The 13,543-nt window shown below is 64.4% G+C and carries 9 protein-coding genes; 3 read left to right on the top strand and 6 right to left on the bottom strand.

Annotation, left to right across the window (positions count from 1 at the left end; translation table 11 throughout):
* The 3 genes from MJD61_11745 to MJD61_11735 all read right to left on the bottom strand — a co-directional run.
* On the bottom strand, positions 1-866 hold an 866-nt coding region (locus MJD61_11745), incomplete at its 3' end, for a HAMP domain-containing protein (GenBank protein ID MCG8555941.1).
* Between the two features lie 13 nt (positions 867-879).
* A complete protein-coding gene (locus tag MJD61_11740) occupies positions 880-1,314 on the bottom strand; it encodes a chemotaxis protein CheW (protein ID MCG8555940.1) in 435 nt (144 codons plus the stop codon).
* Between the two features lie 17 nt (positions 1,315-1,331).
* Complete coding sequence (locus tag MJD61_11735; GenBank protein MCG8555939.1) at positions 1,332-3,545, bottom strand: chemotaxis protein CheW; 2,214 nt, start codon at positions 3,543-3,545, stop codon at positions 1,332-1,334.
* 1,142 nt (positions 3,546-4,687) lie between these two features.
* Here MJD61_11735 and MJD61_11730 point away from each other — a divergent pair.
* Entirely contained in the window at positions 4,688-6,622 is a 1,935-nt protein-coding gene (locus MJD61_11730) for an acyl-CoA dehydrogenase family protein (GenBank protein MCG8555938.1), read from the top strand.
* Between the two features lie 210 nt (positions 6,623-6,832).
* The gene (locus MJD61_11725) at positions 6,833-7,612 is read left to right on the top strand and encodes a MerR family transcriptional regulator (GenBank protein MCG8555937.1); all 780 of its coding nucleotides are present in this window, start codon (positions 6,833-6,835) and stop codon (positions 7,610-7,612) included.
* 137 nt (positions 7,613-7,749) lie between these two features.
* Here the strand turns inward: MJD61_11725 and nadA are convergent, their stop codons facing one another.
* The 3 genes from nadA to MJD61_11710 all read right to left on the bottom strand — a co-directional run bounded on the left by nadA (position 7,750) and on the right by MJD61_11710 (position 11,827).
* Positions 7,750-8,694, bottom strand: coding sequence for a quinolinate synthase NadA (gene nadA / locus MJD61_11720; GenBank protein ID MCG8555936.1), 945 nt, complete (start codon positions 8,692-8,694; stop codon positions 7,750-7,752).
* 59 nt (positions 8,695-8,753) lie between these two features.
* Positions 8,754-9,053, bottom strand: coding sequence for a DUF3817 domain-containing protein (locus tag MJD61_11715; protein ID MCG8555935.1), 300 nt, complete (start codon positions 9,051-9,053; stop codon positions 8,754-8,756).
* A gap of 155 nt (positions 9,054-9,208) precedes the next feature.
* On the bottom strand, positions 9,209-11,827 hold the full coding sequence (locus tag MJD61_11710; GenBank protein MCG8555934.1) for a tetratricopeptide repeat protein: 2,619 nt from the start codon (positions 11,825-11,827) through the stop codon (positions 9,209-9,211).
* On the opposite strand from MJD61_11710, the gene MJD61_11705 reads away from it, so the two are divergent.
* Positions 11,826-13,543, top strand: a 1,718-nt coding sequence (locus tag MJD61_11705) for a DUF2264 domain-containing protein (GenBank protein MCG8555933.1), incomplete at its 3' end; no start/stop codon positions are given. The genes MJD61_11710 and MJD61_11705 overlap by 2 nt on opposite strands.

The raw sequence follows: 13,543 nt of genomic DNA, 5'->3' as shown, positions 1-13,543 counted from the left end.
TTCAGCTGGTCGACCATCGTGTTGATGGTGTCCTTCAGCTCGAGGACCCCGCCTTTCACATCCACCGTGATCTTCTTGGACAGGTCACCCTGCGCCACCGCCTTGGTCACCTCCGCGATGTTGCGCACCTGGCCCGTCAGGTTCGACGCCATCTGGTTGACGTTCTCCGTCAGCTCCTTCCACGTCCCCGAAACCCCTTTCACCTTCGCCTGTCCTCCCAGCTTGCCCTCGGTGCCCACCTCCTTGGCCACCCGAGAGACCTCCTCCGCGAACGCGTTCAGCTGCGCCACCATGGTGTTGGCGGTCCTTCCGATCTTGAGGAATTCACCCTGAAGCGGGCGCCCTTCGATCTCGAGCGCCATTTCCTGGGTAAGATCGCCTTTGGCGACCGCCGTGATCACGCGTTCTACCTCGGCCGTCGGCTGCGCGAGGCTTCCGATCATCGTGTTGACGGCTTCGACCCCTCTCTCCCACGCGCCGCCTGCACGCCCCAGCGACATCCGCTCCTTGAGGCGTCCCTTTTCCACGATGACCCCGCTGACCCGAGCCAGCTCCCCGATCAGCATCTCGTTCAAATCCATCAAAGCGTTGAATTCGCTTCCGATGGCCCCCATGGCATCCGCAGGTACCCGGACCGAAAAATCGCCGGCTGCAGCCTTTCGCAGGGCCTCACCAAGATCACCAAAACCGTTGTCCCGAACCGGCGCCGGGTCCGAGCCACCCGAACGTTGCCCCCTCGCCGCCCCGGTTCTGGCCTTGCCTGCTCGCTTCCTGGCCCGCGCCTCCTGGTTTTCCTGGCGGTTTTCCTGGCGGCCATCCTGGTAGTTTTCCTGGTGGCCTTCCTGATTGTTTTCGCTTTCGTCCATGACACCCTCTCGCTCACGCCACTGAGGCGTTGACGTCAACGGTCCTGCCGATGTCCAGCACCATCAACAGGCGCTCCTTCAGCTTGTATGCCCCGCGTATGAGATGCCTTGCCTGTCCTCGAAGCGTTTCGGGTGGCGCCTCGAAGTCCTCTTGTTTCACATCCAGCACGTCACCCACATCATCGACCAGGAGACTGACAGGGCCGTCCCCGGTTCGTACCACCACGTTCACCGGCATGCTCGCGTGCCCCTTCAGCTCCAATCTGTCGCACAAGTCAATCGCTGCGATCACCTCCCCGCGTAGATTGATCAAGCCCCGAATGACGGGCGGCGCCAGGGGAACCGTGGTGATGTCGTGGAAGCGTATGACTTCCTGAACACGCTCGACCTCGACTCCAAAAAACAATCCATCGAGGAAAAACGTACAAAACTGCTGCTCCTGCGCCATCTGAACCAACCCTGAACCTAACTGGATCCCACCGGCATCTGGTTGAAAAAGCTGGGGTCTGCGCCTCTTATCATGGCCGGAACATCCAGCATCTCGGTCACGCGCTCCTTGATGATCGCATTGAACAGGACCCCTTCGCGGCTGGCGGAATCCTTGACCGTCAGCTTCTCTTCCACGGTGTCGAGGATCCGTCCAATCATGAGCCCAACGTCCCGTTCCTGGATCCTGCAGACCACGACCTGGACCGTCTCCCTTACCTGCTCGGCTTCCGGTCGTGCGGTCCGCGCGCTCTTGCGCCGCTCCGGGAGCATCGTGGCCACATCGAACAGCCGCAGTATCTGATCACGATACTGCACGACCTCCCGCGCACCCGCCTGCTCTATGGCGGAGCGCGGAAACTCCTCCAGGCGAGCTACCATCGACAAGGGGATCGCCATTCGCTCGTCATCGTGAAGTGAAAACAAGAGCAGCTGCTGGCCTCCATCCTCCCTCGAAGCTTCATGCGCCTCGTCGTTGACGAGCGCTCGACCGGTGCGCTCGGACACGACGTTGGCCTGCTGGGCCAAGCCCACCACGTCCAGAATCAGTGCCACCTGCCCGTCGCTCAGGATCGTGGAGCCCGAGTACACCGTCAAGGCCTTGATCTGCTTTGGAACCGGCTTGACCACGATCTCCTGCGTGTCGCGAATCTCGTCGACCACGAGCCCGAACTGGCGTTGATCCGCTTGAAGAACGGCGATGTTGAGCACCTGTTCGTCGTCCTCTCCCGTGCCCTTATCCGTTCCAGCATGCTCGCTTCCCAGTTGCAGCTCGAGGCCCAGATCCACGACGGGAAGCAACCGCCCGCGCAGCCTGCAGACAGGCACTCCGTGCATCATTTCGATGCCGTTGCGTGCGGATTCGCCCTCCAGGCGAACCAGCTCCACCAGCGCGATCTGGGGAATCGCAAAGCGCTCCTGCCCGCTGCGCACGATCAAGGCGGGAATGATCGCCAGGGTGAGCGGGATCCTTATCATGACCCGCGTTCCACGCCCTGGTGTGCTGTCGAGATCGACGCTGCCTCCGAATTTTTCGACGTTGGTCTTGACCACGTCCATGCCCACGCCCCGGCCGGAAACCGTCGTCACTTCCTCGGCGGACGAAAACCCGGGCAGGTAAACCAGGTCGACGGCCTCCCTGGCACTCATCTGGGCCGCCCGCTCGGCAGTGACGAGCCCCTTGCGCAGCGCCTTTTCCTTGATCCGCTCCCGGTCGATTCCCTGGCCGTCGTCGCTGATTTCGATGTTGACCTGCCCTCCCTCGTGGAAGGCTCGAAGCACCAGCAGCCCCTCTTCCGCCTTGCCGCGTTCCTTACGCCGTTCCGGGGCCTCGATGCCGTGGTCCAACGCGTTGCGCACGAGATGCGTCAAGGGGTCCTTGACCGCCTCGAGCAGGCCCCGGTCGAGCTCCGTCTCCTTGCCCTTGATTTCCAATCGAACCTTCTTGCCACATTCCTTCGCCAGGTCGCGCACGATCCTCGGAAACCTGCCCCAGATGTTGTTGATGGGCTGCATGCGCGCCTTCATGATCCCCGCCTGCAGCTCGCTGGTGATCAGATTGAGACGCTGGCACGTAGTCACGAGGCCCGCGTCGCTAGTGTCCGACGTGAACTGCACGATCTGATTGCGCGCCAAGACGAGCTCGCCCACCAGATTCATGAGCTTGTCGAGCAGCTCGATATTGACCCGGATACTGTTGTCGGACGTCGCTCCGTTTGCTTTGTCCTTGATTCCGGGGGTGCTTGTTGCCTCCTCGGCCCCCACCGATGCCGCGGAAGCCGACCGGTCCAGCGCGTCGGGAGCGCTGCCGCTGACTTGGTTCAGCAGCGCGATCAGCGCGTCCAGGTCTTTGGTCTCTCCTTCTGTCTGGGTTTCCTCTATGCAGCGCAGAATCTCCTGAATCGCGTCCACGGCCCTGAGCAAGACCTCGGTGATCTCGGCATCGAGTCTCAAGTGACCGTCGCGCAGCCGATTGAGTACGTGCTCCGCCGAGTGGGCGATCGACTCCAGCCGGGAAAACCCGGCAAAGCTGCTGGACCCTTTGATCGTATGCAGCGTACGGAAGATTCTCGACAGAATCTCGTCGTTGCCCGGCTGGCCCTCCAGTGCCACGAGGTCGCGCTCGAGCTGCTCCAAGCCCTCCCGGCTCTCGACGAGAAACTCCTCGATCGTTTCCTGATCTGGATCGGCCATGCTGAATAGAATACTCGTCTAGCCTGCTACTACTTTGGGACCCTGCCGGTGGCGCAACGAGAGCCTCTACAGAACCATTGGCGAAGGCGGTCCGGGGCTTCCCTCCTCCGGCCAGCCTTCAAGACATCTCTCTGGGCCATCGTGCCTTCGTCACCACCCGCCCGGAAACCGCAGCCCCGGTTTCCGGTCAGAAAACGCCTCGATCTGCGATGCCGTTCGCTTAGTTTCCCTCAATGGCTGCCCGCAAACTGGCTGCTATGCGGCAAGGTATCAAGCCTTTCGAGTACGCCACACCCCGACAACCCTGTCAATAGCTCAACGCGGCGGATGGTCCGGATAATCTACGGCCTAGCCAGGCTATCCATACTTGAGATCATGCATCCACGCCGAGAAGGAACACCGAAACATTTGCGCAACTCAAGCAGGAACGCCCAAGTATTTCCTCGATCGGAATGGGCCAAATGCACCCTTTGGGCTGAATTGCAATAATGGAGTCACGTTGGGCGACGGCGCCCTGCACACCGGATTGACGACAGGGGGGGGCATCCCGTGTAGGCTGGTGCTCGCCATGGGCTTACATCTGCGTCGGACGGATGATCTCGCGCACCACGTTCGAGGCTGACCTTCGCCGCACGCGTTATCGGGTGCGGTCCACGGTTCTAAAGGAATAGACTCAGGATCGCTGTGCGGCTGTCGTGGTCAAACAAGCGGTCTGTTTCAAGGATCGGCCGCCTCGTTGAGCGAGGCGAAACCACGTTTCGCATGCGCCCAGGCGTGCGACCAATTGCAAGCGTTCACACCCCCGGCAGTCGTCGAGTCGAGCACGCCGGTGAACGGTTACGACAGAATCGGGGCGACGCCGACGCAGTCAGCCACGCGCAACTGCCCTTTGCGGGCCCGTCCAGCGAGTGGTAGACGCCTGGGAAAGCCGTCGCTGGAGCGAAGACCCCCATGAACGGTCTGGCCCCGCCGCACAGTAACCTGCCCACCTCGCAGGGCCCAAACGCCGCTGGCTGTGGTGCTCCTCCTCGAAACACCCCCGATAGTGCTCGCTGTCGCGCCTTGCCAGCGACGCCCGGTCCTCTGCGATCCGCACAGGTTATTGTGTGGCGGGGCCTTACGACCGTGATCATGGTGCGACGATGAGCAACTACTTCAGCGACAACGAGGACCTGCGCTTCTACTTCGAGCGCGGCATCGCCTGGGAGCCGCTCATCGAGCTGACCGAGCATGGTTTTCGGGCTCAAGATGGGTTTGACAACGCGGATGAAGCGGTCGCGTTCTATCGCGAAATTGCCGTGCTCGTCGGCGGCTTTGTAGCCAACGAAATGGCGCCCCATGCCGCGGCCATCGACCGCGCGGGCGCACGCCTCGAGCGGGGGGAAGTCGTGGTGCCGGCTCGCATGGAGGCGATCTTCGAGCAGCTCAAGGAGCTCGACGTGCATGGCATGTGCCTGCCCCGAGAACTGGGCGGTCTGAACTGCCCGCTGATGCTCTACTTCGTCAACGGCGAGCTGTTCGCACGAGCCGACGTCGGAATGACAGCGCACTACGGTTTTCATGGGGGCATGGCGACAGCCATGCTGCTGTTTTCGATCATGGAGGGCACGACGGAATTCGAGGCGGATGGTCGCGTCCGAAAGACGCGCTTCCGGAAGGAAATGGATGAGATCGTGCGGGGCGAGGCCTGGGGATGCATGGACATAACCGAGCCGGACGCTGGCAGCGACATGGCGCAGCTCGAGAGCGTGGCGACGCAGGATGAGCACGGCAACTGGCGGCTCAGCGGGCACAAGATCTTCATCACGTCCGGGCATGGGAAATACCACTTCGTGATCGCGCGTACCGAGAGGGTTCAGGATTCGACCGACCCGCTCTCCGGACTGAAGGGGCTCTCGATGTTTCTCGTGCCCGCGTACGAACAGGGCGCAGATGGCAGCCGTCGCAGGATCGTGCGTCTCGAGCGTGTCGAGCACAAGCTCGGACACCACGCTTCGGTTACCGCATCCCTGAATTTCGAAGACGCGCCGGCAAGGCTCATCGGCAAGCGAGGCGAGGGCTTTGAACTGATGCTCCTGCTTATGAACGGCGCGCGCATCGGAGTGGGGTTCGAAGCCATCGGGGTGTGCGAGGCCGCCTATCGAATGGCCCGGGACTACGCAGCCGAGCGCTCCAGCATGGGCAAGAGCATCGACCGGCATGAGATGATAGCGGACTACCTGGACGAGATGCGCACCGACATCCAAGGCCTTAGAGCCATGGCCATGAAAGGTGCCTGGTTCGAAGAGATGAGCCGCAAGCTGCGGGCGGCTCGGGCGGCGACCCAGGACGAGGTCCAGCAAAGGCGGCTCGGGCAACAGGAAGAGGGCTACACGCACAGAGCAAGGAGAATCACGCCTTTGCTCAAGTACCTGGCTGCTGAAAAGGCGGTGGAGATGGCGCGCCGCTGTCTCCAAATCCATGGAGGCAACGGCTACATGACCGAGTACGGCGCTGAGAAGCTGCTGCGCGACGCCATGGCGATGCCCATCTACGAGGGCACGAGCCAGATCCAGGCGCTGATGGCCATGAAGGACACCCTCGGCGGCATCGTGAAGAACCCGCAGCAGTTCGTGCGCCGCATGGCCCAGGCGCGGTTTCGCTCGCTGTCGGCGTCCGACCCGCTGGAGCGGCGTGTGGCGCGGATCCAGCTCCTTTCCATGGGCGCGCAAAACCATCTGATCACCAGGACTGCGAAAGGCAAATTGCAGTCCCTTGCCGGGCGTCCGCTCAGCGAGTGGCCGTCCGCTTTCTTCAAGAACTGGGACCCCAAGCGCGATTTTCCGCATGCCATGCTGCACGCGGAGCGCCTGACGCGCCTGCTCGCCGACGAAGCGATCTCCGAGGTGCTGCTGGAGCAAGCGAGGCAACACAGCGACCGGCGCGAGCTGCTCGCACGCTACCTCGAGCGCGCCGAACCGCGCTGCCGCTTTCTGCGGGATGAGATCACGACCACAGGGTCTCCCCTGCTAGCGCGACTCGAACGCGAGCAGTCGCCAGGTCAGGCCGCCGGCGAGTTGGGACCCGCCACGAAATAGCCTGCCCACCTCGCAGGCTCCAAACGCCGCTGGCTGTGGTGCTCCTCCTCGAAATACCCGCCGTATTCCTCGTCGTCGCGCCTCGCCGGCGACGCCCGCTCCTCTGCGATCTGCACAGGTTATGGTGTGGGCGGTCCTTACGTTAGGGCTCGTGGTTTCGATCGAGATTCGCTTGACCCTTACGCGACGTGAGGCCGTAGGTTCTTGCGCATGGCAAAGAGCCGCACGTATCGGGTGAAGGAGGTCGCGCGCATCGCCGGCGTGTCCGTGCGCGCGCTTCACCACTACGACGAAATTGGGCTGCTCCCGCCATCGGGCCGCACGGGAGCAGGGTACCGGATCTACGGCGATGACGACCTGTTGCGCCTTCAGCAGATCCTCGTAGGGCGTGAGCTCGGGATGCCGCTCGAGGCGATCAAGCGTTTCCTCGACGATCCGAGCTTTGATCGACGTGCGGCTCTCGAAAGACAGCGCAAGGATCTGGCCGCTCGCGCGCAGCGTACGGCCGCGATGCTGCGAGCTGTCGACGTCGCCCTCGCGGCGACAGCAGGTGACGGAGGAAAGACCATGAAGGACATGGGCAAAGAAGAGATCAGCGCGATGTTCGATGGCTTCGATCCCTCGAGGTACGAGGACGAAGTCAAGGAGCGCTGGGGCAATACCGACGCCTACAAGGTGTCCGTGCAGCGCACGAGCAAGTACACCAAGGCGGACTGGGATAGGTACAAGCAAGAGTCCCATGCGATCATGAGCGCCGCGGCAGCACTCTTTGGTGCGAGCGCGCCGGCCGATGGCACCGAAGCCATGGCGGTCGCGGAGAGGCACCGGCTTTCGATCGATCGCTGGTTTTATCCCTGCGACGCGAAGACGCACGCCGGGCTCGCGGACCTGTACGAGGCAGACGATCGCTTTGCGACGAACATCGACAAGTACGGTCGCGGTCTGACGACTTGGTGGTCGGCGGCGATCCGCGCCAACGCTCGGCAGTGATCCCCGCACAGGCCGCCAACGTCGCGACCGATCGCAGAGCAACTTGCCTGCCGACCGCGGAATCGAGCGTTCGCCGAGGCCCATTTGCCGAAATACGAACCCAGGTATTGGGACTCGTGCGTAAAGTGACAGCTTCCCTACGACAGTTGCAGCATGCGGTCGATGGGGCGACGAGCTTGCTCCATGAGCTCCGGCGAAAGCTCGATGGTCGGGCGCAGGTCTCGCAGCGCCAGATACAGCTTCTCGAGCGTGTTCAGGCGCATGAAAGGGCACTCGCTGCAGGCGCAATGCCCTTCGGGGGGGGCGGGGATGAAGGTTTTCTCCGGTGCAGCCTTCTTCATCTGGTGCAGGATTCCGGACTCGGTGGCGACGATGAAAGCCGTCCCGTCGCTCTGTACTGCGTACTTGAGCAACGCGCTGGTCGAGCCGATGAAGTCGGCCATCTCGAGCACGGGCTCTTCGCACTCGGGGTGGGCGATGATCTCCGCGCTCGGGTTGCGGACCTTCAGTGCCACGAGCTTGCGCTGGCTGAACGTCTCGTGGACCACGCATACGCCAGGCCAGAGCACCATGTCGCGCCCCGTCTTGTTGATGAGGTGCCGGCCGAGGTTTCGATCCGGGGCGAACAGAATCTTTTTATCGGGCGGCACCGAGCTCACGATGCGTTCGGCGTTGGACGAGGTGCAGATCAGGTCGCTCGCAGCTTTCACCTCGGCGGTGCAGTTGATGTAGCTGATGGTCACGGCGCCGGGATGCCGGGTCTGCCAGGCTCGAAACGGCTCGAGGGCTGCGCTGTCGGCCAACGAGCAGCCCGCATCGGGATCCGGCAGGATCACGGTCTTTTGGGGATTCAGGATCTTCGCGGTCTCGGCCATGAAATGCACGCCACAGAACGCGATAACGTCCGCGTTGGTGCTCTTGGCGGCCTGCGCCAGCTGCAGGGAATCGCCCACGCAGTCGGCCAGATCCTGTAGCTCCGGCTCCTGATAGTAGTGCGCCAGGATCACGGCGTTGCGCTCGCGTCTGAGACGCTGGATTTCCGCTTCCAGATCGAGGCTGGGCTCCACCTGAGGCTGATCCATAGCGAGCTACTTAGCCTGCCTCGGCACGCTGCGCTACCAGGCCCCTCAGGCGCTCGCGGTCAACCCTCGCGCTGAGCCTTGCGAAGGCTCCTGTCCAGGACGAAGGGACCAAAGGGCAGCAGCGCGGCCACGATGATCTGCAGGGCACGGTCGCTGCCCCAACCCTTGAGCTTGCTGACATGGAAAGCAAGGACGCACACCGCAATGAACAGCAGTCCATGCACCATGCCGGTGACCCGAACGGCCAAGGGCATTGCTGCCAGGTACTTCAGCGGCATGGCTATCCCCAGCAGCAGCAGGAAGGAGACACCCTCCAGCAAGCAAACCAGCCGCAGCCGTGCGATTGGATTACGCAGCATACCCAAGCTCGTTCACTTCCAGCGCCGAACGACCTGGCGTCGCTTGCGGTGCTGGGGGCGTGGCGGAGCATACTACGACGTCCCATGGTCGGCCCCAAGCCGCGGCGGGCCCGAGGACCGTCTTTGCACTGGGTCTGCGCAGGATTCTGCCAGCGTCACCTCGAGAGGCTGCGGAGCTTTTCGCGGTAGCGTGCCGATGCATCGCCACGGCCAAGCAGCTGCGCATAGGACACCAATGCGGAGAGCACTTCGACGTTGGTCCCAAAGCGCCGGTGGAGTCTCTGCAGGAGGCGATAGGCGCCGGCCTTGTCGCCCGAATCGAAAAGCGCGACCGCGTATACGTAGCCGGCGTGGGCGTCGCTCGGCTGTAGCTCGTAGGCCGCCTTGAGGTGTTTCAGCGCTTCGCGAGGACGCTGCTGGCGCGTGAGCGCGAGGCCTAGCGCATGGTGCACCACGGGCTTGCTGCCTGCCCTGCGCAGCCCCTCCCGTAACAGCTTCTCGCACTCGGCAGCGTTGCCCGCAGCGCGCAACAGATCGGCCAGGTTGATGTAGGCCGGCGTGCAGGTAGGGTCGCGCGCGAGCGCTTCGCGCAGCAGCGCTCGCGCGCGTTCAAAGCGGCCGCCGGCCTGCTCGAGGTAGGCGAGCTCGACCAAGGACTCGGCTCGGTCCACGCTGAAGAGGCGCGAAGCGCGGTACTCAGCGAGCGCCTGCTCCAGATGGCCGCGAACCGGTCCCGGCCAGCGCGTGGTATCGGCGCCGCGGAATGCCGAGGCGGCTTCGATTCGCACGCTGCGCACCGGATCGGCAAGCAGCTGAGCGATCACCCGGCGTGCTTCTGGCGGCACCGCCGCTGCCAGCATGGCGGCAGCGCGACGCACGAGCGGACTGCGGTCCGTGGCCGCCCTGGCGAGCGCCTCCGGCACCCGAGACGAGGGTGTGCGGCCGAGATGGGCGAGCGCGCTCGCGCGCAGCATGGGCGTCGCGTCCGTGTCTGCGAAGCTCGCGAGCAGCCCAGCGTGCGCGCCCTGCTGCTGTGTCTGTGCCCTCCACAATGCCAGCGCATGCGGGCTGGGCTTGCGTCGTTCGAATCGCCGCGCGATCTGCGCGTCTGCCCAGCGGGCCGTTCGCTTCTTGTGGCAACCCGTGCAGACGTCCGGTGCGCCCGTTTTCGCGCTGAGCAACGGTTGCGGCACGCCCAGACGGTGGTCGCGGCGCCGGTCCACCACCATGTACGTGCGCTGCGGCATGTGGCAGGCCACGCACTGCGCGCCCCGGCTCGCTGGCGGATGGAAATGGTGCTTCGGGACGTCGTACACGTCCGCACGATGGCAGCGCGAGCACAAGGCGTTGCCTTCGTCGCGCGGCTCGAGACTGTGCGGCTCGTGGCAGTCCGAGCAGACAACCCCTTTGGCCCACATTCGGCTCTGCAGGAACGAACCGTACACATAGACCTCGGATCTGGCCTGCCCGTCCGGAAAGTAGAGCTGCTCCTCCAAGAGCTCCAGGCGGTAGCGATCGTGGTAGCTCGTACCCTTGCCGGGGCCAAGGTCGGCACGCCGGGAATGGCAGGGCGCGCAGGCTTCGAGCTCGGGATCGCGCCTGGACCCGCCCGAAAGCGACGCGATCGACGCAGCATCCACGAAGGTCCAGCGACGCGACCTGGGTTTGGTGAGCGCGTGCACCAGGCCCTTGGTGCCCGCGTCTTTTTGGGGGGCTGCGCCCCGGCTTGCCCAATCCACGTGCTTCGAGCCAGGGCCATGACACGCCTCGCAGCCCACGTCCTGTTCGTGCATCTCGGTCTCGTAGCGGGCGGTTTCACGATCGTAGCCGCGCCGCACGCCGGTTGCGTGGCAGTCGGCGCAGATCGAGTTCCAGTTGAACGCAGGACCTGTCCAGTACAGCGCGTCGCCTGGAGGCACGGGATCGTCCGGGTACAGGTGGAACCAGCGCTGTCCGCCCTGGGCCTTCGGGCGCGAATCCCACGCCACCTGCAGCGCCTGCAGTCGGCCGGGCTCGGTCTCCACCAAGTACTGCTGCAGCGGTGCGACCCCAAAGGTGTGACTCACGGTGTAGTCGTGCGGCCGGCCCTTGCCGTCCCGGGTGCGCACGGTGAAGCGGCCGTCGGCGGTCTTGTTCAGAAGCATGGTCTGCCCGAAATGGCTGAAGCGACGGTTGGCGAAGTCCCCGAGCACGGTCGTGTGCGTGGCGCGCTGCATGGCAAGGTCGTGGTGGGAGCCGCTCCAGGCCTCGAACGCCGCCCGGTGGCAACGCGAGCAAACGCCTCGGCCCACGTACTGCGGCGAAGCGCTGCTGGGCTGGGCGCCCTGTTTTCCGAGGCCCTGCTCGCCACCCGGGGTCGCGCTGTGCACGCTGCGCACGGCAGCGGCCGGCTGCGGGCCGTGCAGCTTCGCCGGCTGGCGATTCGACTGGCTTGACTGAGGGCGAGTGGTCGCTTCGGACGCCTGCTCGCAGCTGCAGCCGAGCGCCGACCAGGCCAGGGCCAGAGCCAAAGTCAAGAGGCGAGCATCGACCACCCGTACGGGTTGCGCTCCTACCAAACGTGGCCAGATATCGCGCTGGTCGCGACGCCAATCTGCTATACCGCCGAGCACGACCTGAATATACAAGACAAGGCCGGGTCGAACTGGTGTACGCGCATCTGTGCGACCGTGATGGTCCGCGTGTCCGTGATGCAGCGGGCACCCTGCAGGGCCTTGCCGCCGCAGGGCCTCCCGCCACAGCGTGTGCTGCCACACAGGAATCGAGGCAAGCATGAAGCGTCGCCATTTTCTTCAGCTCGGGACCACGGTGATGGCGGGGCTCCCGTTCGCCGGGCTGCTGAAGGCTTCAGCGCGCAGGAGCCTCGCAGCGGTCTTCGCGGAGCCGGTAGGACGCGGGGACTGGGTGGCGCTGTGGGCGGAGCTGGTCCAAGGCTACGACAAGGTACTGAGCCCGGGTAAGGCCTGGGGGAGCATCCTCGACGTGCCGGACCGCCGCCGCTGGAAGGAGCTGCCCAAGGCCAAGGCCAAGACGCTTCCGGGCGATCCCGAGCTCACAGGCCGCATGCTGTGGGCCATCGCGGGCTGGTTCACTCGACCCGGGCGCCCCACGGCGTTGCAGGCACGCGACGGCGTTGTCGACCTGAAGCCGTTGCTCATCGATACCGTCGCGAACGCCACCAACCCCAAGCACCCGGAGTACTGGGACCTCAGGTACGCCGGCGGCAAGCTCAACGGCAACCAGTTCAGCGTGGAGGCGCCCCCGACGGGGATCGCAGCACTGGTCGCACGGGAGCGCTTCCGCAAGGAGCTTCCCGCGGACTTCGCGAGCAACGTCGCCGAGTGGCTGCGGCTGCCGGCCACCGGCCATCGCGACAGCAACTGGAACCTGTTCCACGCCCTGGCCGCGGTGACGCGCGCGAAGCTCGGCGGAAGCATCGACACGGCCATGCTGAAACGCAACCTGACGAGCTGCATGGATATGTATCTCGGCCAGGGCGTGTTTACCGACGGGACGGGACGCCACTTCGACGACTACACGTTCTGGGTATTTGCCACCCACTTCGGCCTGTGGTGGGAAATGGACCGCCAGCGCCATCCCGAGCTGGCGCGCCGGATTCCGGACATGCTGCGCCAGGTGACCCGCTGGCAGCCGTACACCTTCGGGGCCGATGGATCCCATCCGGAATACGGCCGCAGCATCACCTACAAGTTCACTCGGCTCGCCTCGCTGGTCCAGGCCCACCGGCTCGGCTTTTGCGACGTGCCCCCGGGGCTCATCCGACGCATCATCCGCCTGCACGTGCTTTATTACATGCGTAACGGCGCGCTCGACCTTCGCAGGCAACGCTTGCTGCAGACCCTGAGCGCCGATGGCTCCCCGCACATGCGCGATTTCTACAACTATGCGGGCAGCACCTACTGGGCCATGCAGACCTTCAGCGAGCTCTGGCGTCTGCGGGACAACGACCCGCTGTGGACCGCAGCAGAACAGCCGCTGCCGGTCGAGCAGGACGATTTCGTTTACAAGATGCCGGTGCAGGGCTGGAAGTTCGTTGGCACGCGCAACCCTGGCTCGATCGTTCAGATCAACCACGGGGCAGACGGGCCTGTGCAGTACCTGCCGAAGTACCAGAAGCAGGCGTATCACTCCCAGCTGGGCTACGTGGCCGCTCACCGTGGCTACGCACCTTGCGACCACATGGCCACGCTGCGCATCCGCGGGCGAAACCACGTCCCGACACTCGTCGACTGGGACAAGGAGCTGCCCGAGATCGGCCGCAAGGTGGAGATCTACGAGGCCGCTCCGGGCCTCGAAGTCACCCATCTCCTTTTGCCGCTGGGCGAGACCCTGCTGCGCTTTACCCGTATCGAGGTTCCCGACAAGCTGCCGGCCAGGAGCCAGCTTCACCTGGGAGGCTACGCCTTGGGGTTTTCGCGCCGCGAAAGACCGAAGCTGACGCGCAGCACGAAGCTGCTGGCCGCTGCAAC

Source organism: Pseudomonadota bacterium (assembly GCA_022361155.1).
Lineage (GTDB): Bacteria > Myxococcota_A > Polyangia > Polyangiales > JAKSBK01 > JAKSBK01.
This window is presented reverse-complemented; position numbering and strand designations above follow the sequence as displayed.

What these genes read in the sequence shown, in the direction of transcription:
- MJD61_11715 (MCG8555935.1), bottom strand. Translation starts at nt 9,053, where the DNA reads ATGCTGCGTAATCCAATCGCACGGCTGCGGCTGGTTTGCTTGCTGGAG.
- MJD61_11725 (MCG8555937.1), top strand. Translation starts at nt 6,833, where the DNA reads ATGGCAAAGAGCCGCACGTATCGGGTGAAGGAGGTCGCGCGCATCGCC.
- nadA (MCG8555936.1), bottom strand. Translation starts at nt 8,694, where the DNA reads ATGGATCAGCCTCAGGTGGAGCCCAGCCTCGATCTGGAAGCGGAAATC.
- MJD61_11730 (MCG8555938.1), top strand. Translation starts at nt 4,688, where the DNA reads ATGAGCAACTACTTCAGCGACAACGAGGACCTGCGCTTCTACTTCGAG.
- MJD61_11735 (MCG8555939.1), bottom strand. Translation starts at nt 3,545, where the DNA reads ATGGCCGATCCAGATCAGGAAACGATCGAGGAGTTTCTCGTCGAGAGC.
- MJD61_11740 (MCG8555940.1), bottom strand. Translation starts at nt 1,314, where the DNA reads ATGGCGCAGGAGCAGCAGTTTTGTACGTTTTTCCTCGATGGATTGTTT.
- MJD61_11710 (MCG8555934.1), bottom strand. Translation starts at nt 11,827, where the DNA reads ATGCTTGCCTCGATTCCTGTGTGGCAGCACACGCTGTGGCGGGAGGCC.